Consider the following 23375-nt stretch of genomic DNA (forward strand, 5'->3'; position numbering starts at 1 on the left):
TCCCGCCGCTACCGGTGATCCGCGCCGACGGTGAAGATCTCGAACTGGTACACGAAGGCGTAGTCGTCGAAGTACAGCTGCGCGCACAGCTCGTCCTCGCGGTGCAGCGACTGGAGCAGATCCGGCGCCGGGGTGTGCCGGGACAGGAAGTTGCGGTAGCAGATTCGCGCACCCGGCCGTGCCACCCGCACCACCTCCTTCATCAGGGTGGCGAACTGCTCGCGGTCGATGCAGCTGGTCACATCCGAGAGCGAGAACTTGTCGATCGACCCGTCCGGCAGTGCGCGCAGCCGGTCCATGAGATCGCCGCGCACGACGTTCACCTTGGTGGTGGCCGTCCGGATGGCCTCGACGTTCTCGCGAAGCAGGTAGTGCGGCAGCACATCCCGGCGCGGATAGCGGCCGTGGAACATGAACGACACCCAATCGTTCTCGCCGGCGAGATGGTTCTCGAAGGTGTGGTCGAGCCGCTCCAATACATAGTCGCCGCACGACTTCTCGTCGGTGACGACGTTGTAGGAGTCGTCGTTGAGCACCGCCTTGAGCGTGCGCTCGGTGAAGCCGTGGCGAATCATGTTGCGCCACAGCACCCCGTCGACGCGCTTGCGATAGATGCGGCGCTGGGTCTCGAGGTCGGGGGCGGCGAACAGATCGCGCATGGCCCGCCCGTACAGCACCCGCATCGCCGGGGCCACCAGGCGCACGTAGAGCTGTTCGTGCCGGCCCGCCAGCAGCACCCCGCCCACGATGGCCTTGCGGTAGCGCGTGAAGTAGGCGACCGCCTCGGGGGACAGGTCCGGCTCGAGTTCCTTGAAAAGCCGCCACCGGCTGGTGGATTCGTCCACCCCGAGGAATTCCAGCAGGGTGTCGTAGGAGAAGTGCCGGATGGCGGCCAGTTTGAGTTCGAGCAGATAGGTCTGCCCGGGCGAGCTGTCGATGGAGGTGACGGTGTGCGGATTGTTCACCACCAGGCTCAGGGCCCGGCAGCCGCTGCCGGTCACCGCGAGCACATCGTCGTTCGCGGTGATGTCCAGCGCCCGCATCTCGGAGCGGGAGTCCTCGTCACAGGTGCTGTAGAGCAGCCAGCGGTCGTCTGTCTTCTCGGCGGTAGTCACAGTCGTTCACCCTTCGCGGAGTGTGTGCGGCTCATGGCCGGTTGGCATCCGTCAGATCGATTTCGGGGTCGTCGGAGGTCACCGGCGGTGGCGGTGGTGTGGCGGGCAGCAGCGCGGCGGCGATCACCGCGGCCACGGCGCACACCGCGGTCACCACCAGGCAGGTGATCTGGAAGCCGTGCACGAAAGCGTCCTGCACGGCGGTGCGCAGTGCCGAGGCTGCTTCGGTCCGGCCCAGCCCGGCGGCCTGTTGCAGGGCCGCGCCGACGGAATCCCGCGCGGCCTCCAGCACCGTTGCGGGAACACCGTTCACGCTCCCGTCGGGCAGTTGGCCGGTGTAGAGCGAGTGGTGCACGCTGCCGACCACCGCGATGCCCAGCGCACCGCCGAGCAGCCGGGTGGCGTCGTTCATGGCGGAACCGACGCCGGCCTTGGCGGCCGGCACCACGCCCATGATCGATTCGGTGGCCGGGATGGCCACCGCGCCGATGCCGAGCCCGATCACCACCATCTGCGCCGCGATGATCGGGTAGCCGGTCGCCGCGTCGTCGAAGGAGAACCAGGCGTAGGCGATTCCCATCAGGATCAGTCCGGCCGTGACCACGGCGCGGGTACCGAGCTTGACGGTCAGCTTGCCGCCGAGCACCGAGCCGATGATGATCGCCACGGCCACCGGGATGAGCCGTACGCCCGCACCCAGCGGGGTGTACGACTTGAGGAACTGGAAGTACTGCGTCACCAGGAAGGTGAAGCCGTTCAGCGTGAAGAACGTGATGGTGATGATGCCGCAGGCCGCCGAGAACCGGAGATTGGCGAACAGCCGCACGTCGAGCATCGGTGCGCGGGCCGTCAGTTCGCGCCAGACCAGTCCGGCCAGCAGCAGCACCGCGGCGGCGAAACCGAGCAGCGTGCGCCCGGAGAGCCAACCCTGTTCCGGCGCTTCGATGATCGTGTAGACCAGCACGCCGAGTCCGGCCGTGGACAGCGCCAGACCGGGCAGATCGAGCCCGCGGCCCTGCGGATCCCGGGAATCGGGCACCAGCAGCGCGACCAGCACCAGGCACACCACGCCGACGGGCACCACGACGACGAACACACTGCCCCACCAGAAGTGGTCCAGCAGCAGCCCGCCCACGATCGGGCCGAGCACCACGCCGATGCCCGATACCGCGCCCCACACCCCGATCGCCGCCGCGCGCTCCTTGCGCTCGACGAACACGGTGGTGAGGATCGACAGCGTCGACGGGTAGATCATGGCCGCGCCGACGCCCATCACCGTGCGCGCCGCGATCAGCTGCGCGGTGCTGTCGCACAGCGCGCCCGCCCCGGTCGCGACGGTGAACACCACCAGCCCGGCGAGCAGGATGCCGCGGCGGCCGAATCGGTCGCCCAGGCTGCCCGCCACCAGCACCAGGGCCGCGAACGTGAGCGCGTAGGCGTCCACGATCCACTGCAATCCGCTGGTGCTGGAACCCAATTCGCGCACCAGGCTGGGCAGGGCGAGATTGACGATCATCGCGTCCATGTAGATCGCGATGACGCACAGGCAGAGCACCGCGAGAACCGGGCCCTTGGCCCGCGCCGGCGTCGTGGTCATGACAGTCGCACTCCTTCTTCGTCGTTCGTGCGCAGGGCGGTGGCGAGCAGCACAGCTTGGAAGGACAGCGCGATGACGTCGTTGGTCACGAGTACCGCGCCCCGGATCAGGTCGCCGAGGATGTGCAGGCCGGGTACCGGGTTCCCGGCGGCGTCGAGCGCCTCGAAGGTCGAGACGTTCACGTGCACGCCGCCCAGCGGGTGCGCGCTGAGCAGTCCGGCGTCGAGCAGCCCGGCCAGCAGCGGCTGGGTCCGCAGCGCCGCGACGTCGGTGCCCGCGCCGGTCGCGTTGATCACGACGTCGGCGAATTCGATTGTGCCGCCGTGGTGTATCGCGAAGCCGTCATCGGTGTGCCGGACCTCGCGCAGCCCGTCGGCCACCCGCAGCCGCCCGGCGTCCATGGCAGCGACCAGCCGGCGGGCGGTCTCGGCCGGAATGGGCGCGCCGTGCACCAGCAGCGGCGTGAGCCATTTCTCGAAGAACTCCGCCCGATCCGGTTCGACCAGGAGCTGCCAGGCGGGCAGCAGCGTGGGGGAGGCCCCGTTCACGATCCGCTGCCAGCCGCGTTCGATGCCGGCGTCGACCTCGGCCAGCTCCCGGGCCAGCAGTTCGCGGGTGGTCGGGCCGCCGTCGCGTACCTCGTTCCAGTCCACCGGTTCGGCGGATGCGGCCTCGATGTCGGCCATCAGCGCGCGCCCGAAATCCTCGAGCCGCAACGCGCCCGTCGCCGCGGCCCGGCCCAGGCACGCTTCGATGTGCGGAATGGGCGCGGTGCTCTCCGAACCACGCAACCGGGGCAGGCGGCCCGATCGCGAGGCGAGCAGCACCGGGCCGGTGTGCCCGCGCGCGGCCAGGGTCAGCGCGGTGTCGACCGCCGTGAGCCGGGTGCCCAGCACCGCGACCCGGGCATCGGGCGCGATCTCCGGAAGCTGCCATGGATCGGTGAAATATCCGGCCGCACCCATGATCTCGGGGTACGGCTCCGGCTGCGGCAGCATCCCGATCCCGACGACCACCCGGTCGGCCGGGAAGATTTGCCCGCCCGCGCATTCCACCTGCCAGCGCACGCCCGAGCCCGGGCGCACGCCGATCACCTCGTCGGTGACGACGTCGACCGTGACCCCGGCCGCCGTCGCCTCCTTCACGGCCTGGTCGAACATGTCGCGCACATAGCGCCCGAACCAGTACCTGGCCGGGAACTCGGTGACCGATTCGCCCGCCGCCGCGGCCTGTTCGGTGACCCAGCGCTCGTACTCGTCCGGATCTCCCAGGTTCAAACTGGATTTCGCGGCGCGCGTGTTGATCAGATGCGTCGGCTCCGGCGAACCGAACGCCAGGCGCGGCGACGCCGGATCCCGATCGATGACGACATAGCGGGATCCGGGCGGCATTCCCGGCAGCAGCTGCCGGGCCAGTGCGGTGCCGGTGGGGCCGCGCCCGATCTGGACGACCGCGTTCCCGACGTCGATGGTCATGGGGTGTGAACCTCGAATCCTGTGCTGCGGCACTGCCGGTCAGGCGACGATCAGCGGCTCGCCGGCCACGAACCGGTCCAGCGGCTCGGCGATGTTCAGGCGCGACGGCGGATGGAAGGCCAGCGCCCGGCAACCGGTGTAGAGCTGCGCGGAGTCACCGGTCATGAAGGCGATGCCGCCGAGCAGTTCGGTCGCCAGCCCGGAGGTGCGCTCGATGACCCGCTGGGTGGCGAAGCGCAGGTGCAGCGCCCGCGCCACCGTGACGGGATCGACGGCGCCCCCGGCGATTTCGGCCGCGATGGCTTCGACGGCCGCCATGGCGGTGTCCAGATCGCCGACCATGGTCATGCGCTCGGCCGCGGTGCCCTTGCGGCCGTCGAGCACCCGCTCCACCAGGCCGCTGGCCATGCCCAGGTAGCAGGCCGAGACGAGCACGCTGAAGGTCAGCCAGGCCGCGCCGAGTGCGTCGTTGAGGGTGTCGTCGGAGGTGCCGAAGAACGAGATCGCCTCGTCGGCGACCTCGACGTCGGTGAGCAGCACCTCGTGGGTCTCCGAGCCGGGGAAGATCGCGGTGCCGGGCAGCGGTCGCACCTCGAGGCCGGGGGAGGCCGCGGGAATGACGGCCAGCGCGAGCTGATCCGCGTCTTCGCCGTCCGGTCGCAGCCGCACGCTCGCGGTCAGGATGTCCATCGACTTGGACAGGCTGCACGGCTTCTTGCTGCCGCTGATCTTCCAGCCGCCCGCGACGCGCTCGCCGTGCAGCTTCGGGGTGACGACACTCGCGCCCGGAATCCCCTCGGCGAAGGCCGAAGCCAGGTACAGCCGCGCCTGGGCGACCATGTCCAGCATCATGTCGCCGGCCGGTCCCGGCGGCATGGCGGCGACCGTGCACGAGTGCATGTTCACCGCGATGGCCAGCGAGGGCGACCGTGCGCCGAGCGCCCGGTGCACCCGGACGGCGTCGACCAGATTCGCGCCGCTGCCGCCGCGTTCGGCGGCGATGAGCAGTCCGGTGCCGCCCGCGTCGCGGAACAGCGCCAGGGTCGGGGTGTCGGCGGACTCCAGCAGCTCCAGCGGCATGCCGGCGAGCTTGGCGTCGAGCCCGGGTAGGAAACGCTCCGTCGTCTCGCGTTCTCTGACCATGAAGTTCATTGCGTTCCTTCGAAATTCGGGTGAAGAAGGGCGGTGCTGCGGGTCAGACCACGAAGAGCTGGTCGGCGAGCATCTCGTCGAGGCTCTTCTCGAACGCGTGCGCCACCTGGTCGAGGTCTTCGATGGTGTGCGCGGCGCTGATCAGGAAGCTGTGCAGTTCCGGCAGATAGACCTGGTGCTTGCGCATGTAGTACGCCAGCGCGATCGTGGCCTTGAAGTTGCTGCCCGCCATGCGTTCCCGGTACAGCCCCGCCTCGCGGTGACTGAAATTGAGCGAGAAGATGGAGTTGCGGGCGTTGATCCGGCACGCGACCTCACGCTGACCGGCCGCCTCGCGCATCATGTCCGCCAGCCGCTGCGTGTTCTCCTCCAGCGTGGTGTAGATGTGCTGGTTGTCGCGCAGGTACCGCAGCGCGCCGAGACCGGCCGCGCAGGTGAGCGAGTTCCCGCTGAGCGTGCCGCCCGCGAAAACCTTGTTCTCGTAGTCGTAGTACGGATCCTGCGAGCTCTTGGCCATGTCGATGAAGCGGGCCTCGCCGATCACCGCGCCACACGGCAGCCCGCCGCCGATAACCTTGCCCAGACAGGTGATGTCGGGGTGGATGTCGGCCATGACCTGCACCCCGCCGTAGGCGACGCGGAACCCGGAGACCACCTCGTCGAAGATCAGCGGAATGCCGAGTTCGGTGCACAGCCGCCGCAATTCGACCAGGAAGTCCCGGTGCAGGGCGACCACCGAGGTGGGCATGGGCTCGAGCAGGACGCAGGCCAGCTCGTCCGCGTGCTCGCGCAGCCGCGCCAGCCCGGCGATGTCGCCGTATTGCAGCACAACGGTATTGGCCACCGCGCCGGGATCGACGCCCTGCGATCCGGCCACCGGGTCGGGCCGGTCCTTGTCGCCGGCGAACCGGAACCAGGAGCTCACCATGCCCTGATCGGAGAAGCCGTGATAGTGGCCCTCGAACTTGGCGACCATGGTCTTGCGCCGGTACCCGCGGGCCATGCGGATGGCGAACTGGATGGCCTCGGTGCCCGAATTGCACAGCAGCGCTTTGTCCGCCGCCGGGAACGCGTCCACGAGCAGTTCGGCCAGTTCGATCTCCGCGCGATTGCCGATGCCGTTGACCAGCCCGCGGGCCGTGCCCTCGGTGATGGCCGTGTTGATCGCCGGGTGCGCGTAGCCGAGCAGATGCGGGCCGTACCCGCCGGACAGATCGATGTACTGGTTGCCGTCGTAGTCGGTGACACTGCCGCCGGCGGCCTCGGACACGAATACCGGGAAACCGCTGGGGAAGAAGTACCGGTCGATATGGGTCGGAGCGACGAGCGTATCGCGAGCGCGGTCACGCAGTTCCAGCGAAGCCGGCATCTGCCGCCCGAAGTCGACCGCGAAGCGCCGCTCCACCTCCGCGTTCATGTAGGGCGAATAGCGGTCGGTGAACTTGCGGGCGTTGGCCCAGATGTCGATCGTCGGATCGATCTGGGTCGCGAAGCCCTCGCACGACAGGAAGACCAGCTCGACCTTCGTGAAGTTCGTCGTGTACCGCGAATCATACTGGCGCAGAATCGCGTTCACGTCGTTGAAGTACGAGATGGTGGACCACTGGCTGGAGCTGACGTCGAAGTGGAACTTGAGCACCTCGGCCATCTGCGCGTCGTAGGCCGCGCGTTCGCGTTCCAGCTTGTCCCCGGCGATCACGAAGTACCGCGTGAAGCGGTCGATCGCGATGTCCCATTCCTTGCGGGTGCAGGCGTAGTAGAACGACGACAGCCCCCACTTCTCGTCCTCGGTCAGCTCGACGGTGACGCCGTAGTCCAGCAGCACGAGCTTGCCGTCGGGGGTGAACAGCACATTGCCCGGATGCGGGTCGCCGTGGCAGACGCCGTGCATGTAGAGCATGGTGTAGATGACGTCCTGCAGCCGCCGCGCGAGCTGATCTCCGGGGAAATCGACCGTGCGCGAGAGCTTTCCGGGGATGCCCTCCATGAATTCCATCACCAGCATGCGCCGGGTGACCAGCTCCGGAATCACCGACGGCACCAGCACGTAGGGATGGGACTTGAAGTTCTTGTGGATGCGCTGCTGCTGGCGGGCCTCGTAGGTCATGTCGGCCTGGGGGCGCAGCAGCCGCGCCACCTCGGCGAAGCGATCGGGCAGGCCGAGGTCGCGCACCTGCGGGGTGGCCCGGTCCACCAGCTTCACCAGCGAGCCGATGGCGGTCAGGCTCTGGTCGATCTGCTCGGGCACGGTGTTCTTGACCAGCTTCACCGCGACCTTGCGCCCGTCGGGCAGCTCGCCGATGTGCACCTGCGCCACCGAGGCGCTGGCGATCGGGACGAGATCGATGGAGCGGAACGTGGATTCGAGCGGTCCGCCCAACTCCCGCTCCAGCGCCGCGCGTGATTCGGCCGGGCCCATGTGCGGGGCCTGATCCTGCAGCACCCGCAGGGTGTCGACCCAGGACGGCGGCAGCAGATCCGACCGGGTGGCGGCGATCTGGCCCATCTTGATGTAGATGGGGCCCATGCGGAGCAGGAACGCCAGGATGGCGTCGGCCCGCCGCTGCTCGGCGCCGGTGCTCTTGCGCAGGATCGATCCCACCGAGTACTCGGCCGCCCCCAGCGCGGTGTACGCGGTGGCCTTGGCTAGATGTCTGAACACTGGAAACCACCTGATCCGATCGCGCGTCAGAAAACGAAAGTGAAAGCGCCGAAAGACATTCCGGCGCTGCCGACCCAGCCGACGGCCCGGTCGCCGGGGCGCACCAGGTCCTGCTCGAGCGCGGAGGCGATGGCGGCGGGCACGGACGCGGACACCACGTTCCCGGTCTTGTCGAAGACATGGTGGATGGCCGAGCCCAGCCCGACCTTGTCCGCCATGCCCTGCCAGTAGCGCTTGCTGGAGGCGTGCGTGAACAGCGCCTTCACCTCGTCGACCGGCGGGTCGAGCCGCTCGAACACCGTGAACCCGTCCTCGGCGTGCTCGTGCATCTCGAAGCCGAAGGAGGTGAAGAACCCGACGCCGTTCGCGGCCAGCTTGTCCGACGGATCGCAGAAGCCCTCGTAACCCTCGAGGGTCACGTTGCACAGCGGCGCCAGATCGGGCCGCGAGGCGAAGCGGAACTCCCACGGCTCGTGGTCCTCGGCGGTGAGAACGGTGGCGGTCGCCGCCTCGCCCAGGGTGTAGGCGGGGAAGATCGACTCCAGCGCCTCCACCTTCGGGATGTGGAACAGGTGCGGGAACACCACCCCGCCCGAGCGCAGGTTGAACTCCGCGTTGACGATCAGCGCGGTGCGGTACTGCCCGGTGCGGAACAGGGATTCGGTGACCTGCACCGCCCGCGTCCAGCTCATACAGGCGTCGAGGATGTCGAAGCAGTGCGCGTTGTCCAGGCCGATGGCCGCGGCCGAGTGGTAGGCCCCGCCCGGTTCGATGAAGCCGCGCCCGATGCCGGTGTAGATCAGCAGATCCACATCCTGATGCCGGACCCCGGCCTGTTCCAGGGCCTTGTTCGTGGCCGTGCGCAGCAGGTCGATGGGACGCTCGCCCTCGTCCAGCCACTGGCGCGATTCCGAGCCCGCGTACTTGAGGTAGTAGTCCACCTTGCGCAGTGCGTCGTCGAGATCGCCGGTGAATCCGGCCGCGCTGTGCTCGGCGATGAGGGCGGTGATGTCGGCATTGGTGACCGTGCGCGAGGGTAGGCCGGCGACGGCGGATTTGAGCCTCATGTCAGCGTGCCCCCACCGAGGTGTCCGCGGCGGTGATGTGCCCGGCGATCGCCTCGATCATCGTCGCGATCGAGGTCGCGTCCCACATGAGTTCCGGCGGGAAACGCTTGCCGGACCAGGACTCCAGGTGTTCGTGCAGGGTCATCTGGTCCAGGGAGGCCAGCCCGAGTTCGGAGAGCGAGCGGGACTCGTCGAGTTCCCGGTCGCCCGGGTGTTCGGCGAACCAGTCCCGGGTCGCGGAGAGCAGGCCCTGCTGCACGAGCGCGCGCATCGAGGGCATCCCCGAGCCGGATTCGGTTGTGGCGGTGTTTGTTTCGGCGACAGTGTTGGTTTCCGAAGCCATGTCGGCCTCCCATCGGTAGACCTCGCTGAGCGCACCCGCGAGGTAATCGGTTCGACATTGCTGCCGGCGGAGCTTGCCGCTGGTGGTCCGGGGCACCGTGCCCTCGGTGATGAGCACGATCGCGCTCGGCGCGATGCCGTGCGTGCGTGCGACGGCGTCGTGGACGGTCGCGACCAGACGTTCGGGGTCGAGATCGCCGGCTCGTGGCTCGGCCGCCACCACCAGGCTCTCCTGGCCCGCGCGTTCGACCGCGAACGCGAGAACCGCCCCGGCGCGCAGGGATTCGTCGCAGTTCACCACCGTGGCCTCGAGATCCTCGAGGTAGTAGTTGACGCCGTTGACGATCATCAGGTTCTTGATACGACCGCAGATGTAGAGCTCGCCCCGATGGAAGAAGCCCAGGTCTCCGGTGCGCAGGTACGTGCGGCCGTCGTCGGCCCCGGTGATACGAGCGCGGAAGACCGCGGCGCTCTCCTCGTCCCTGTTCCAGTAGCCCGGCGCGACGATCGGGCCGCTGGCCCAGATCTCACCGATCTCGCCGTCCGGCACCCGCACGCCGGATTCCGGTGTGACGATGGCGATTTCGGTGGGCAGCGTGGAGGTCCCGCAGGCGACGAGCTCGGTCGCGGGCGACATGCCGCCCGGAACCACCTTGCGCCGGCCCAGCGCCTCGTTGTCGAAACGGGTCGCGACGTAGGGCGCGGCCGAGGTGCCCGAGGCCAATTTCAGGGTGGCCTCGGCCAATCCGTAGCCCGGGGTCACCGCGGTGGGTGGCAGGCCGTGCGGCAGGAATGTCTCCTGGAAACGGTCGAGCGTCGCCCTGCGCACCGGCTCGGCGCCATTGCTGACCATGCGCCAGGAGCTCAGGTCGAGCGCGGCTCGTTGTTCGGGGGTGGTTTTGTCCGCGCACAGGTCGAACGCGAAATTCGGTGAGCCACTGTGCGTTCCGCGATAGGTGGTCACCGCGTCGAGCCAGCGGATCGGATTCTTGACGAAGGTGGCGGGTGCCATCAGTACGGCTCGGATGCCGCTGTACACGGGCAGCAGCACGCCGCTGACCTGGCCGAAGTCATGGAAATGCGGCAGCCAGGAGACCACCGTGCTGTCGGTGTCGATGCCCCAGGTGTACGCCAGTTCCGCGCACTGCTGGAGCATCATCCGATGCGTGATGATGACGCCCTTCGGGGCCGAGGTGGAACCCGATGTGTATTGCAGATAGGCGATTTCGAAAGCGTGTGGAGTGAATTCGGAAATTGAATCCGGGGCGGCCTCGAAAGAATCCGAGGCAATTCGCGGAAGACCTTCGAGATATGTCTCTCCTGGCGCTTCGCGCATTCCGGACAGTATTGCCGAGGTGCTGATCACCACGCTCGCCGCACAGTCGCGAGCTACTTCGTCGATGTGATCCAAGCGTGCGCGTTGCGGTGGAAAGAGTGGTACTGCGATCACGCCGGCGTACAGGCAGGCGTAGAACGAGATGACATATTCGAGACCCGGCGGATGCAGCAGCAGTGCTCGATCTCCGGGTGAATATTTGCTGCTCAGATGGTGTGCCAGCGCCTTCGCGCGCTGGTCGAGTTCGCGATAGGTGAGTGCTTCGGACGCACGGCCCCCGTCGTCGAGAAATTCGAATGCTGCTTCCTCGCCATTCGCGGTGGCACGTTCGCCCAGCAGCTCGATCCAGTTTTCGAATGCGGCGGACTGAATTGACGCTGAATTCATCGACTACTACTCCCGTTGGTCCCCCCAAACGGAACTGAAGACTTCGCCACGAAACTGCACTGCTGCGTCGGAGATGCAATGTGGGGATTGAAATCCGAAGCCGACGTTAGACGAGGCGGAGAGGCCCGTCAACCGATGGAATTTAAATTCGAAAATATGACATCCATGTTAACTGGGCTCGGAAACCCCCCGCACGCTGCGGGTTTAGTGCATCCGAAGTGCTTGTGTTGCAACATATTCGACTAGTATTAACCTGAATACCCTTCATCTTCAGCATGTTTCAGAGATAGCGTGTGTGAGCATGTCCGATTTCTGTGACTCAGATCTGGTTCTGCTCCCCGCCGCCGAGCTCGCACAGCGGATCCGCGGCCGGCGCGTATCGCCGGTGGAGGTGGTCGAGGCGTACCTCGCGCGCATCGACGCGGTGAACCCCGAACTCAACGCCTACGTCAGCGTCTCGGCCGACACCGCGCGCGAGGAGGCGAAGACGGCCGAGCGCGAGCTGGGCGAAGGCCGGTTGCGCGGGCCGCTGCACGGCGTCCCGATCGCGATCAAGGATTTGTTCGACTTCCAGCAGGGCGTGCCGAACACCTTCGGCGTCAAGGAGTTCGCCGGCTATCTCCCCGAGGAGACCGCGCCGCACGTCCAGCGGCTGCAGCGGCTCGGGGCGATCATCCTCGGCAAGACGAACACCCCCGAGTTCGGGCACAAGGCCACCACCGACAACCGCCTGTTCGGGCCGACCGGCACCCCGTTCGCGGCCGATCACAACGCGGGCGGCTCCTCGGGCGGCAGCGCCGCGGCGGTCGCCGCCGGTCTGTGCGCACTGGCCCAGGGCTCAGACGGCGGCGGCTCCGTGCGCATACCGGCCGCGCTGTGCGGCGTGGTCGGGCTCAAGCCCAGCTACGGACTGCTGGCCGGCGTGGTCCGGCCCGACGCGTTCTTCGCCTTCAATCCGTTCATGGGCAACGGCCCGCTGACGCGCACGGTCGAGGACTGCGTGCTCATGTTCGAGGCCATGGCAGGCTTCGACGCCCGCGATCCCGGGAGCGTGCCGCTCCCGGCGCGCTCGTACCGCGAGGCCCTGTTCACCCCGGCCGCGGGCCTGCGCGTCGCCTATCTGCCCACCCTCGGCGGGTTTCCGGTGGCCGCCGATGTCGCCGCCGTCGTCGAAACCGCCGCTCGCACCCTCGAATCCGCGGGCGTCGTGGTCGAACAGCCCGAGTTCGCCCTGCCCGCCGCGCACACCGAGGTCACCGATCTCTGGCTGCGCTACACCGGCTCGGCGATGATCGGCCTCATCGAGACCTTCCGCGACTCCGGCCTCGACCTGCGCGCGGTGTCCTGGGAGAACCTGCCCCCGCAGCTGCGCGCCGCCGCCGACCGCGCCGAGTCCTTCTCCGTCGCCGACACCCGGCGCGACCAGTTCCTGCGCACCGCGATCTTCGACGCACTCGCCGCGGTCCTCGACAACTACGACGCGATCATCACCCCCACGACGGGCGTGGCCGCCGTGCCCAACGCCGCCGACGGCTGGACCGTCGGCCCGACCGAGATCGACGGCCAACCCGTGGACCCGGTCCTGGGCTGGTGCCTGACGCACCCCTTCAATTACACCGGCGGCCCGGCCATCTCGGTCCCCGCGGGCCTGACCCCCGACGGCTTCCCGGTCGGCCTCCAGATCGCGAGCCGCCGCTTCCGCGACGACACGGTCCTGACCCTGGCCGCGGCGTTCGAGCGCGTCGCCCCCTGGCACGACCGGCTGCGGTTCCCCCGCTGGGACTCGAACGACAAGGGCCTCGCCGCGGCTCCGTCGTTACGTGCCGGTGCCGCATGAGGATTCGCGCGGGTTCGCCTCTCGGTGGTGCTGCGCACGGGCGCGACGGTGCCGCCGAGCGACCAAGGTGACGGTGCCTGTTCGAGCTGCTCGCCCGTGCGGCCCGCCCGCTGGTCGTGCTGCACGTACCGGCCGCGAGTCGGCAGCGCCGCCTATCTCTCGGCGACGGTGCGACCACCCGGCCCGGAGGCGCAGCCGCCGCGGCCGAGTTCGGTGCCGCCGATGGTGGTCGGCCCGGTGGTAGTGCGGATTGTCGAGTCGTCAGCAGCGTCGCCTATCCCTCGGTGATGGTGTGGCTGCCCGGCCGGGTGCTGCCGCGGCAGCGGTCGGTGCCGGCGAGCGGTCGGCCCGGCTGCAGCGCGGCCTATCTCTCGGCGACGGTGCGACCACCCGACCCCGAGGCGCTGCCGCGGCCGGGGTCGGTGGCGGTGATCGTGGTCGGCTGGGTGGTAGCGCGGATTGTCGAGCGGGCGGGCGCGCCGTCGGACTCCGGCTCGGTGAGGGTGCTGCGGCCCGCGGTCGCGAGCACGGCGTCGTGCTCCTCTATCAACCACTTGCCGCAGACGCACCGCAGGTAGCGGACGCTGCCGTGCGCGGACACGAGGGCCGGGGCGGGCCAGGAGCAGGCGGGGCAGGTGGCGGTCATGTGGCCAGCCTGATGTAATGGGCTAGTGCATTTCAACCCTTACGGCGGTGCGGCGGTCGAGCTCGCCGTCCGGTTGGTCAACGCGCCGCCGGACCAGGACCTGACGCAGCTGCTGATCGAGTCCGACTACCGGCCTTTCGTGCCCGTCACCCCCGCGCAGGAGGTCGAACTCCGGCGCTGGATACGGGAACTCGACGCGGTGTTCCGCGCGCCCTCGGTCGAGCTGCTCAACGCGCTGCTGGCCAAAACCACCAGCCGCCCGTATATCTCGACCCATGACGGCAGGAGTCCGCATCTGCACTACTCGCAGGAGACCGCGCCCGTCGACGAGCGCGTCAAGGCGTACACCGCCTTCGGCCTGGCCGCCCTGTTCTGCGAGACGCCCACGCGGATCGGCTGCTGCGCCCGCGAGTCCTGCGACATCGTGTTCGTGGACACCTCCAGGAACGGCAGGCGCCGGTTCTGCTCCACCCGGTGCGCCACCCAGGTGCACGTCGCCGACCATCGCCGCCGCGCGTCCTGAGCCGGGTCGCGGCGACTCGCCCGCGCGGGCCGACGACGCGGCCCTGCCGATCCCGCAGCACCGCGACCCCCACCCGGCATCGGCGGGACCGTTCCCGCCTGCAAGGGTTGCGGCGTGCGAATACTGGTGACCGGCGCGGCGGGATACCTCGGGCGCGAGGTCGTGCGAAAGCTCGCCGTCGCCGGGCATACGCCGATAGCTATGGTCCGAGCCGGATCCGGGGAGATCGCCGGGGCTGGGGAGACCCGGTACGCGGACCTGGCCGATGCCGCCGCGCTGCGTGCGGCCGTCGACGGTGTCGACGCGGTGTGCCATCTGGCGGGACTGGCCCGCGCCCGGGAGTCGGTGACCGACCCGCTGCCGTTCTTCCGGGTCAACACCGAGGGCACCGTCGCGCTGCTGGAGGCCATGGCGGGCGCGGGCGTCGAGCGCCTGGTCTTCGCGTCCACCGGGGCCATCTACGGCACGCCGGAGCGTCAGCCCATGGGCGAGGACTGTCCCGACGCGCCGCCGCATCCCTACGCGAGCAGCAAGCTCGCCGCCGAGTACGCGATCGAGGCGCAGGCCCGGGCCGGGGCGCTGGGCGCGATCGTGGTGCGGCTGCTCAATGTGGCCGGCGGTGCCGACCCGGACCCGACGCGGCTGCTACCCCGGACGCTGGCCGCGGCCCGCGAACGATCGGCGTTGCGCATCAACGGCGACGGCACCGCGGTGCGTGACTACCTGCACGTCCGGGACGCGGCCGCCGCGTTCGCGGCCTGTCTCGAACGGGTGCCCGCAGCGGGGGAGTGCACCCGGTACAACATCGGAAGCGGCCGGGGCACAAGCGTTCTCGACGTGGTCGCGGCGGTCGAGCGGGTGACCGGACTGGCGGTGCCCGTGGTGCACGGGCCGCCCGCCGCCGAACCCGCGGCCCTGATCAGCGATCCCGCCAAGGCCCTGGCCGAACTCGGCTGGTCGCCCGGCCGGTCGACCATCGACGACATCATCGAGGAGATGGCCGCGAGCTGACCGCCTACTCCTCCGAGAACACGCCCATGACGGGCAGCCATTCCACGGCCCGCTTGTCCTCGATCAGCCCGAGCTTCGCGAACGGGTCCTGCGGCAGCAGGTCGGTGACGAACTCCAGGCTCTCCGCCCGGAACAGGATCAGCGCTCCGGTGCCGTCGGGGTAGGGGCCGCTGGTCAGGATCGTGCCCTGATCGACCAGGTTGTTGAGCCAGCCGCGGTGCTCGGGACGGTTCTCCAGGCGCGCGGCGGCGGTGGCGTCGGTGTAGACGTAGTGGACGGCGAAGATCGGCACGGGTGTCGCTTTCTCGGTCGAATGGCTCTGTGGGAACGAATAGTTCAGAGGGTCAACAGCATTCGGGTGTTGCCGAGCGTATTCGGCTTCACGAAGCTCAGATCGAGGAACTCCGCGATGCCCTCGTCATACGAACGGCACATCTCCTCGTAGACCTCGGCGGTCACGGGGGTCCCCTCGATCTCGGCGAAACCGTGCCGGGCGAAGAAGTCCACCTCGAAGGTCAGCACGAACAGCCGGGACAGCGCGAGCTCGCGCGCGACCTCGATCAGCTGGCGCACCAGCAGGTGCCCGGCCCCGGTGCCCTTGATGTCGGGCCGCACCGCGACCGTGCGCACCTCGCCCAGATCCGCCCACAGCACATGCAGCGCGCCGCACCCGATCAGTTCGCCGTCGCGTTCGGCGACCCAGAACTCCTGGATCGACTCGTACAGCGTGACCAGGTTCTTCTCCAGCAGGATCTTGCCCGCGTAGAAGTCGATCAGGCGTTTGATGCCGGGCACATCAGAGGCTCGGGCGCGACGGACGAGCGGCGCCGAGGCCGTCGTTCCGTCCGCAGAACCGCTGTGGGGTGCCCGTGTTGTCATGGGGTGCACAGTAGTCGGCCCGCGTACCGATAGGCTTGGGGTGTGTCGTACTTCCAACCCCTTCCGATACCGGATAACTCCGGGAACCATGGCCGCTGCCGCGGCCGGTGGGGGTGCTGGTGACGGTGCAGCGCGATGAGGTGGAAGGTCGCTGGGCAGATGCCGCTCCAGCGAGATCCGGATTTGCCCCGGCTCCCCGGACCGAACCGGGCGCGGTAGAGTCGGCGGCGGTCCCGCTGATGAACATCGCCAATGTGCTGACGGTGCTGCGCATCGTGCTCGTTCCGATCTTCCTGGCCGCGCTGTTCGCCGGCGACGGGCACGATCCGCGCTGGCGCTGGGGTGCGGCCGCGCTGTTCGGCATCGCGGCCATCACCGACCGCATCGACGGTCAGCTGGCCCGCAAGTACGGCCTCGTCACCGACTTCGGCAAGCTGGCGGACCCGATCGCCGACAAGGCGCTGATCGGGGCCGCCCTGATCGGCCTGTCCATGCTGGGCGATCTGCCCTGGTGGATGACGATCGTGATCGTGGCCCGCGAACTGGGCGTGACCCTGCTCCGCCTGGCCGTGGTGCGCCGCGGCGTCATTCCCGCCGGGCGCGGCGGCAAGCTCAAGACGCTGGTGCAGTCGGTCGCGATCGCGGTGCTGTTGCTGCCGCTGTCCGGCGGGTTCGAGTCCGCCGGAATGTCTTTGATGTATCTGGCGGTGGCGCTGACCGTGGTCACCGGCCTCGACTACGTGGTCCAGGCGGCCCGGCTCTGGTTCGGTTCGCCCGGCGGCAGCCGTGCGGCCTGAGCTCGACTCGGCCCCGAATCCCGGATCGTTCGATCCACTCACCTCCGCCGTGCCCGCCGCCGATCTGGTCGCGGCGCTGACCGCCGCCCGGCTCACCGTCGCCACCGCCGAATCGCTCACCGCGGGGTTGCTGGCCGCCGCCATCGCGGGAATTCCGGGCGCGAGCGCGGTGTTGCGGGGTGGGCTGATCGTGTACGCCACCGATCTGAAACACGACCTTGCCGGTGTGAGTACCGATACTCTCACCAGCGATGGCCCGGTTGCCGCGAGTACCGCCGAACAGCTGGCCGTCGGGGCCAGACTGCGCTGCGGCGCGGACTGGGGAGTGGGGCTCACCGGTGTCGCGGGCCCCGATCCGCAGGACGGTCGCGAGGTCGGAACGGTGTTTCTCGGACTGGCGGGTCCGGACGGTACCGCGGTCATCCGGTTGAAACTGTCGGGCGACCGGTGGACGATCAGGGTGGGCGCGGTCCGCGCGGCGATCACCGAGCTCGTCCGGAGTATTCGGGGCGGGTGAGCAAAGCCGGGAACGCAAGCCCGACGCCGGGCGTTGTCCAGTCAAACGCTGGGTCCGGCGAGACGAGTGTGAGGAGAACGAGATGACGCTGCTGCGAGAAGCGATCGGGGAAAGCCTGCGGCGTGCTCGTGTCGCCCAGAGCCGGACCTTGCGTGAGGTCTCCACCTCCGCGCGAGTGAGCCTGGGCTACCTGTCGGAGGTGGAACGCGGGCGCAAGGAAGCGTCCAGTGAGCTGCTGGCGGCCATCTGCCAGGCCCTGGATCTGCCGCTGTCACAGGTGCTTTTCGATGTGAGCGCCGCCATGGCCGACGCCGATCGGGCCCAGGGTCGCAAGACCCCGGCCGAATCGCTGTCCGCGGCCGCGACGCCCGCTCCGGCGGGTGCCGCACGCCGGGCCGAACCGGTCGCCGCCGGTGCCAAGACCCCCGCTGCCTCGGCGAATGCCAAGATTTCGACCGCCCGCAAGGGTGGGTCGGCCCGTCGCGGGGACGGCGGTTTCGGCCCCCGCATCGTCATTCCGGCCCCCAAGTCGGACCGACTGGTGCTGGTGGCCGCGAAGTGAACGATGTGCGCTGGAGCCGAAAGGGATAAATTCTCTGTAGGCTTCGTGCCGGAGGCGTCGCGCGGCCGCGAGTTCTCGGGTCGCTGCCGCGCAGTGGAGAAGTAGGGACAACCGGGTGCGTGACGGTCGCGCACTATGCCGCGCGGCAGCGCGCGGCATGTCAGATGGAGGCGGGATCAATCGATGGCTAATCCGTTCGTGAAGGCCTGGAAGTACCTGATGGCCCTCTTCGATTCCAAGATCGAGGAGCATGCGGATCCGAAGGTTCAGATCCAGCAGGCTATCGAGGAGGCCCAGCGGCAGCATCAGGCCCTGTCGCAGCAGGCGGCGTCGGTGATCGGTAACCAGCGCCAGCTGGAGATGAAGCTGAACCGCCAGCTGGACGAGGTCGAGAAGCTCAATGCCAATGCGCGCCAGGCGGTTCTGCTGGCCGATCAGGCGTCGGGCGCGGGCGACACCGAGAAGGCGATCCAGTACACCAACGCCGCCGAGGCGTTCGCGGCGCAGCTGGTCACCGCGGAGCAGTCCGTCGAGGATCTGAAGGTGCTGCACGACCAGTCGCTGCAGGCGGCCGCGCAGGCCAAGAAGGCCGTCGAGCAGAACGCCATGCTGCTGCAGCAGAAGGTCGCCGAGCGCACCAAGCTGCTGTCCCAGCTCGAGCAGGCCAAGATGCAGGAGCAGGTGTCCGCCTCGCTGCAGCAGATGGATTCGACCCTGTCCGCCCCCGGCTCCACCCCGAGCCTGGACGCGGTCCGCGAGAAGATCGAGCGCCGCTACGCCAACGCGCTCGGTTCGGCCGAGTTGGCGCAGAACTCGGTGCAGGGCCGCATGATGGAAGTTCAGCAGGCGAGCATTCAGATGGCCGGTCACAGCCGTCTGGAGCAGATCCGCGCCTCGATGCGCGGTGACGCGCTGCCCGCCGGCGGCGACCAGCAGGCCGTCCCGAACCCGGCCGCGGCGCAGCCGCAGATCAACAAGGGCCAGGCCGCCCAGCAGTAGGCAGGCGCGGCACCGAAAGGCGTTGGAGTGATGGGGAGATCGCGGGCCGACAAGGACCCCGCGACCTCCCCTGCGCGTTTTCCCCGCCTGACCCGCACGAAGAAGGCCCCGGCCCCGATCCCCGGCTTCCCGACTCTGCTGGAAGCCAATTCGCCCGCCGCGCAGGCGCCCGCTCGCGAAAGCGACTCGCCCGCGCCGGGTTCCGCGCGTGTCTCCGCTGACGGCGCACCCGCTCCGGCGCCGGACCAGGCGCACGCCCCCGCCCCGGCCCATCCGACCGAACCGCTCACGCACCCCGGCGCGACCCCCACTCGTCGCTATCCTGCCGGCTTCGATCCCGAAAACCCTTCCACGGCAAGCGATTATGCGCATCCGCCGGAGCGGCCCGCCGCGCGGGCTGCGCGCCCGCCGCACGCTCCGCCGGGTGTGGACACCGCCGACCGGCAGCGCCGGCCCGGACCCGAGGCCACCCACGGCCCCGCCCCCGTGACGGGCCGGCGAGGGGACCCCGCCGCTCGCGAGCGTCGTTCGCGGGACAGGAACGCGAGCGCAGGGCAGGCCCCGGCCGACCGCGGTTCCGTACCGGCGGGCGGTCCGCCGCATGGCGGCACGTACCGGACTCCGCCCGCACCGGCGTACCCGTCGGCCGCCGCCGGGTATTCCGAGCCACAGGTGTCGTTCGGCGACGTCCGGCCGCGCTTCGGTGAAGGACCCGGCGCGAATGATGCCGCCCGGGCATGGCCTCCAGCGGCCGATCCCGGGCGCGACGTGCCTCCCGCCGGCGCGCGATACGGGTTCGACGCGGGTGCCGCTGTCGGTGGCAAGCGCGGCAGGCGTGAGCGGGCCACGCAGGCCGCCCGAGACTTCCTGGCTCCCACCGGCGTCGAGCCGGAGGAGCTGGCGCAGCGGCTGCCCGACACCCTGCGCGGGGTGGGGGAGCAGGCGCTGGTCGCCGTGCGCAAGTGGGCCGATCCGCGTGAGCGCGAGCTGCGCAGGCGCAGGCGCTCGCGACGGCGCAGCTTCCGGCTCGGCACCGCCTCGGGATTGACCACCGCGGGGACCGTTGGGCTGGTGTTGATTTCGGCCCCGGCCTGGGCGGTGATCGTGGTCGGCGGCGGAGCGGTCGCACTGGTGACCGGCGCCGCGGTGACCACCCGCCGCTATCTGCAACTGCGCAAGGAACCGCTGCCGCAGGCCGCGTTCGTTCCGCGCAAGCTGCCACCCGCGCGTTCGGCCGCCCGGGCCTCCATCGCTCGGCTGGTGCGCGCCGAACGCGCGCTGCACGGCCTGATCGGCCAGATCGCCAAATCCCAGCGCCTGCTCGCCGACGACCTGACCGACACCGTCGACACCGCCGCCTCGGGCGCGGCCGCCCTGCACGCGCTGGCCGCCGACGTGGTCGCCATGGAGAACGCCGCGGGTGCGCTCGGCCCGCGCAATTCCCCACTGGGCGAGCACATCACCGCGGTCTCGGTGCGCCTGGACGGCGGCGTGCTCGAATTCGAGGGCATGGTCGCCGCCGCGGCGCGCGTCCTCGCGGTCCCCGAAAGCGCCCCCCTCGCCGACGATCTCGGCTGGGCCACCCTGCACCTGCGCGATGCCGCCGACCGCCTCGACGGCTGGGCCCAGGCCCTGACCGAGCTGGCCGACGGCCGCTTCCGCGCCGGCCCCTGATCCCCCCGGCCTGCTGGGCTCGGGGTGCGCAGGCGCCCGCATCGCCCGCGTCCTCCGGTAGTAGGGCTGTCCGTCGGTCCGTCGAGTCCGGCCCTCGATCGGGATCGGGGCCGGGTCAGGGGGTGTGGGTGGGAACCCTGAACTTTCCCGGATATCGGGTGTGACCTGGTGCTTTTCGGTTGGGGGGCGGCCAGTATGGAGGTTGTCGGATCGCGCTGACGGCGGTTCGGAGACATCTCCGGGAGGATTCACCATGTTGTGGAAGATCATCGGCGTCGTCGCGGTCGTCTGGATCGCGCTCGCCATCATCGGTGCGCTGATCAAGGGTCTGTTCCCGATCCTCATGATCAGCCTGGTGGTGTTCGGCCTGTACCTGCTCTACAAGGCGGTCTCGGGCTCGAACGACAAGTCGCCGCTGAGCAAGCTGTGACGGGCAGCCGCTGAGCGAGCCGTGATGCACGGACTCGGCGGTGGCGCACCGGGTGCGCGTGGCCGCGGGTGGGCCGTCCGGATTTCCGGGCGGCCCACCGGTGTGCGGGGAATCGATTGCCGCGGGGCGGCGCTACGTTGAGGTATGACAATCGCTATCGTCGCCACCGCCTACGGTGGTCCCGAGGTACTGGCCCCGCTGGAGATCGAACTTCCCGATCCGGGCCCGGGCGAGGTCAGCGTCGAGATTCGTGCGGCGGGCGTGAACCCCTTCGACTACAAGCGCTACAGCGGCGCGTTCGGCACCGATTCGAGCGCCCTGCCGATCCGGCTCGGCTCGGAGTCGTCCGGGGTGGTGACCGCGGTCGGTCCGGACGCGGTCGGGCCCGCGGGTCCGGTGCGGGTCGGGGACGAGGTGATCGTGCGCGGGGGCGCGTACGCCACCGCGGTGACCGTGCGCGCCGACCGGGTCGTGCCCAAGCCGCTGGAAATCGGCTGGGAGGTCGCGAGCGGTTTGCTCGTGGTCGGCGGCACCGCCGTTCATCTGCTCACCGCCACCGCGGTCGGTCCCGGTGACACCGTGCTGGTGCACGGCGCCGCGGGCAGTGTCGGTTCGCTGGCCGCGCAGCTCGCGGTGGCGCGCGGGGCACGGGTCATCGGCACCGCGTCGCCCGCGCGGCACGACCGGCTGCGCGCCTACGGCGTCGAACCGGTCGCGTACGGACCGGGATTGGCCGATCGCGTCCGCGAACTGGCGCCCCGGGGCGTCAGTGCCGCGATCGACACCGCGGGCACCGACGAAGCCGTGGACGTCTCGCTCGAGCTGGTCGCCGATCGCTCCCGCATCGCCACCATCGTCGCCTTCGGCCGCGCCGCGGAGTCCGGCTTCCAGGCATTGGGCGGCGGACCGGGCGCGGACCCGGGCACCGAGATCCGCAACGACGCCTGGCGCGAACTGATCCCGCTGACCGCCGCCGGAAAGCTGGATCTGGTGATCAGCGCGACCTATCCGCTGGCCGAGGCCGCCGACGCGCACCGGTTCGTCGTCGGCGGACACGCCGGTGGGAAGGTTGTTCTGCTGCCCTGATTCGTCGAATCGCCCCGTCGGGGTGACCCCGTTCGCATATGTTGTTGCCCACAACATATAGCTCGCGCACGGCCGCAATCCGGTGGCCGCCGCTCGAAAGGGTCACCCTGATGAGGTCGAAAACCCCGCTCCCGCAGTTGTATCCGGGCCGTTCCCGAGCCCGCCGCAAACACGCGTTCTTCGCCCTGGCGCTGGCCGGGGTGCTCACCGTCTCGGCCTGCGGCTCCAATTCCAGCTCCGACGACACCCCCGAATCACCGTCCGGCGGCGGCGCCAATGGCACCGTGGGCGTCATCCTGCCCGAGACAGCCACCTCCGCCCGCTGGGAATCCTTCGACAAACCCATGCTCCAATCTGCCTTGCGCGCAGAGGGTTTCGACGCCGACGTGCAGAACGCGCAGGGCGACGTGCAGAAGTTCAGCACCCTCGCCGACGGCATGATCGCCAAGGGCGTCAAGGTGCTCATCATCGCCTCGATCAACAGCGAGGTCGGCGGCGCGGTGGCCGCCAAGGCCAAGCGCGCCGGCATCCCCACCATCGACTACGACCGCCTCAATCTCGGCGGATCCTCGGACTACTACGTGTCTTTCGACAACGTGCGGGTGGGCGAGCTCCAGGGCCAGGCGCTGATCACCGCCCTGAAGGACAAGCCGGGCGCCCAGGTCGTCGAGATCGAGGGCGCGCCGACGGATAACAACGCGACTCTGTTCCATGAGGGGCAACAGAAGGCGTTGCGTCCGCTGTACGACTCGGGCGCGCTGAAGCTCGTGCGCAGCCAGGCCATCGACGGCTGGGACAATCAGAAGGGCGGCAGCACCTTCGAGCAGATCCTGACCGGCAACGGCGGCAAGGTGGACGGTGTGGTCGCCGCCAACGACGGCCTCGCGGGCGCGGTGATCACCGTGCTCAAGAAGAACGGTCTCAACGGCAAGGTGCCGGTCACCGGCCAGGACGCCACCGCCGACGGCCTCAAAGCGATTCTGCGCGGGGACCAGTACATGACGGTGTTCAAGCCGATCCGCGACGAGGCCCAGGCCGCCGCGAAACTCGCCGTGGCCCTGGCCAAGGGCGACACCGCGGGCGCGGACACGCTGGCGCAGGCGGTGAGTCAGGATCCCAAGGGCAAGCGCACGGTGAAATCGGTGCTGCTGACCCCGCAGACCGTGACCCGCGCCGAGGTCAAACAGGTGACCGACGCCGGATTCGTCAAGCCCGCCGATATCTGCGGCGGGGATCTGCAGGCCGCCTGCGCCGAACTCGGCATCTCCTAGTTCCGGCCAT

General features: G+C 69.4%; 20 protein-coding genes and 1 pseudogene. 11 read left to right on the top strand and 10 right to left on the bottom strand.

Annotated elements, in window-relative coordinates:
• Positions 1–8: 8 nt before the first annotated feature.
• Genes ABZ319_RS15830 through ABZ319_RS15860 form a run of 7 tightly spaced genes read right to left on the bottom strand, consistent with a single transcriptional unit; the run spans position 9 to position 11133 of the window.
• Positions 9–1115 (bottom strand): DUF3419 family protein, encoded by a 1107-nt coding sequence (locus ABZ319_RS15830; protein WP_354987123.1) that lies wholly within the window; start codon positions 1113–1115, stop codon positions 9–11.
• Positions 1116–1146: 31 nt separating this feature from the next.
• Positions 1147–2712, bottom strand: coding sequence for an MFS transporter (locus tag ABZ319_RS15835; RefSeq protein WP_354987124.1), 1566 nt, complete (start codon positions 2710–2712; stop codon positions 1147–1149).
• Positions 2709–4187, bottom strand: a complete 1479-nt coding sequence (locus ABZ319_RS15840; RefSeq protein WP_354987125.1) for an FAD/NAD(P)-binding protein — start codon at positions 4185–4187, stop codon at positions 2709–2711. Before ABZ319_RS15840 ends, ABZ319_RS15835 begins: the two co-directional genes overlap by 4 nt.
• Positions 4188–4226: 39 nt before the next feature.
• Positions 4227–5339, bottom strand: a complete 1113-nt coding sequence (locus ABZ319_RS15845; protein WP_354987126.1) for an acyl-CoA dehydrogenase family protein — start codon at positions 5337–5339, stop codon at positions 4227–4229.
• A gap of 43 nt (positions 5340–5382) precedes the next feature.
• Positions 5383–8001 carry an aminotransferase class III-fold pyridoxal phosphate-dependent enzyme gene (locus ABZ319_RS15850; RefSeq protein WP_354987127.1) on the bottom strand — a complete coding sequence of 873 codons (2619 nt, stop codon included), beginning with the start codon at positions 7999–8001 and terminating at the stop codon, positions 5383–5385.
• Between the two features lie 26 nt (positions 8002–8027).
• Positions 8028–9068, bottom strand: coding sequence for a 3-oxoacyl-[acyl-carrier-protein] synthase III C-terminal domain-containing protein (locus tag ABZ319_RS15855; protein WP_354987128.1), 1041 nt, complete (start codon positions 9066–9068; stop codon positions 8028–8030).
• Position 9069: 1 nt separating this feature from the next.
• Positions 9070–11133, bottom strand: coding sequence for an AMP-binding protein (locus tag ABZ319_RS15860; protein ID WP_354987129.1), 2064 nt, complete (start codon positions 11131–11133; stop codon positions 9070–9072).
• A gap of 301 nt (positions 11134–11434) precedes the next feature.
• On the opposite strand from ABZ319_RS15860, the gene ABZ319_RS15865 reads away from it, so the two are divergent.
• Entirely contained in the window at positions 11435–12970 is a 1536-nt protein-coding gene (locus ABZ319_RS15865; RefSeq protein WP_354987130.1) for an amidase, read from the top strand.
• 364 nt (positions 12971–13334) lie between these two features.
• Here ABZ319_RS15865 and ABZ319_RS15870 read toward each other — a convergent pair whose 3' ends face one another.
• Complete coding sequence (locus ABZ319_RS15870; protein WP_354987131.1) at positions 13335–13616, bottom strand: hypothetical protein; 282 nt, start codon at positions 13614–13616, stop codon at positions 13335–13337.
• Positions 13617–13641: 25 nt separating this feature from the next.
• On the opposite strand from ABZ319_RS15870, the gene ABZ319_RS15875 reads away from it, so the two are divergent.
• Together ABZ319_RS15875 and ABZ319_RS15880 are read left to right on the top strand one after the other, a co-directional pair.
• Positions 13642–14139 carry a CGNR zinc finger domain-containing protein gene (locus ABZ319_RS15875; protein WP_354987132.1) on the top strand — a complete coding sequence of 166 codons (498 nt, stop codon included), beginning with the start codon at positions 13642–13644 and terminating at the stop codon, positions 14137–14139.
• A 114-nt stretch (positions 14140–14253) separates the two neighbouring features.
• Positions 14254–15150 (top strand): NAD-dependent epimerase/dehydratase family protein, encoded by an 897-nt coding sequence (locus tag ABZ319_RS15880; protein WP_354987133.1) that lies wholly within the window; start codon positions 14254–14256, stop codon positions 15148–15150.
• A 4-nt stretch (positions 15151–15154) separates the two neighbouring features.
• Here ABZ319_RS15880 and ABZ319_RS15885 read toward each other — a convergent pair whose 3' ends face one another.
• Together ABZ319_RS15885 and ABZ319_RS15890 are read right to left on the bottom strand one after the other, a co-directional pair.
• Complete coding sequence (locus tag ABZ319_RS15885) at positions 15155–15442, bottom strand: YciI family protein (RefSeq protein ID WP_354987134.1); 288 nt, start codon at positions 15440–15442, stop codon at positions 15155–15157.
• Positions 15443–15486: 44 nt separating this feature from the next.
• Complete coding sequence (locus tag ABZ319_RS15890) at positions 15487–16029, bottom strand: amino-acid N-acetyltransferase (RefSeq protein WP_354987135.1); 543 nt, start codon at positions 16027–16029, stop codon at positions 15487–15489.
• 239 nt (positions 16030–16268) lie between these two features.
• On the opposite strand from ABZ319_RS15890, the gene pgsA reads away from it, so the two are divergent.
• From pgsA to ABZ319_RS15930, 8 genes and pseudogenes are all read left to right on the top strand, one after another.
• Entirely contained in the window at positions 16269–16826 is a 558-nt protein-coding gene (gene pgsA, locus ABZ319_RS15895; RefSeq protein WP_354987136.1) for a CDP-diacylglycerol--glycerol-3-phosphate 3-phosphatidyltransferase, read from the top strand.
• Between the two features lie 49 nt (positions 16827–16875).
• Positions 16876–17343: a CinA family protein gene (locus ABZ319_RS15900; protein ID WP_354987167.1), complete on the top strand. Its 468-nt coding sequence runs from the start codon at positions 16876–16878 to the stop codon at positions 17341–17343.
• Between the two features lie 82 nt (positions 17344–17425).
• Positions 17426–17905 (top strand): helix-turn-helix transcriptional regulator, encoded by a 480-nt coding sequence (locus ABZ319_RS15905; RefSeq protein ID WP_354987137.1) that lies wholly within the window; start codon positions 17426–17428, stop codon positions 17903–17905.
• Between the two features lie 183 nt (positions 17906–18088).
• Positions 18089–18832, top strand: a pseudogene (locus tag ABZ319_RS15910) (PspA/IM30 family protein); the annotation flags it as partial.
• 840 nt (positions 18833–19672) lie between these two features.
• A complete protein-coding gene (locus ABZ319_RS15915) occupies positions 19673–20578 on the top strand; it encodes a hypothetical protein (protein ID WP_354987138.1) in 906 nt (301 codons plus the stop codon).
• 253 nt (positions 20579–20831) lie between these two features.
• Complete coding sequence (locus ABZ319_RS15920) at positions 20832–21008, top strand: hypothetical protein (protein WP_354987139.1); 177 nt, start codon at positions 20832–20834, stop codon at positions 21006–21008.
• Between the two features lie 144 nt (positions 21009–21152).
• Positions 21153–22094 carry an NADP-dependent oxidoreductase gene (locus tag ABZ319_RS15925; protein WP_354987140.1) on the top strand — a complete coding sequence of 314 codons (942 nt, stop codon included), beginning with the start codon at positions 21153–21155 and terminating at the stop codon, positions 22092–22094.
• A 110-nt stretch (positions 22095–22204) separates the two neighbouring features.
• The gene (locus ABZ319_RS15930; protein ID WP_354987141.1) at positions 22205–23365 is read left to right on the top strand and encodes a substrate-binding domain-containing protein; all 1161 of its coding nucleotides are present in this window, start codon (positions 22205–22207) and stop codon (positions 23363–23365) included.
• The last annotated feature ends 10 nt before the right edge of the window (positions 23366–23375 follow it).

It is taken from the genome of Nocardia sp. NPDC005978 (assembly GCF_040614455.1).
In the GTDB taxonomy this organism is placed as follows: Bacteria; Actinomycetota; Actinomycetes; order Mycobacteriales; family Mycobacteriaceae; genus Nocardia.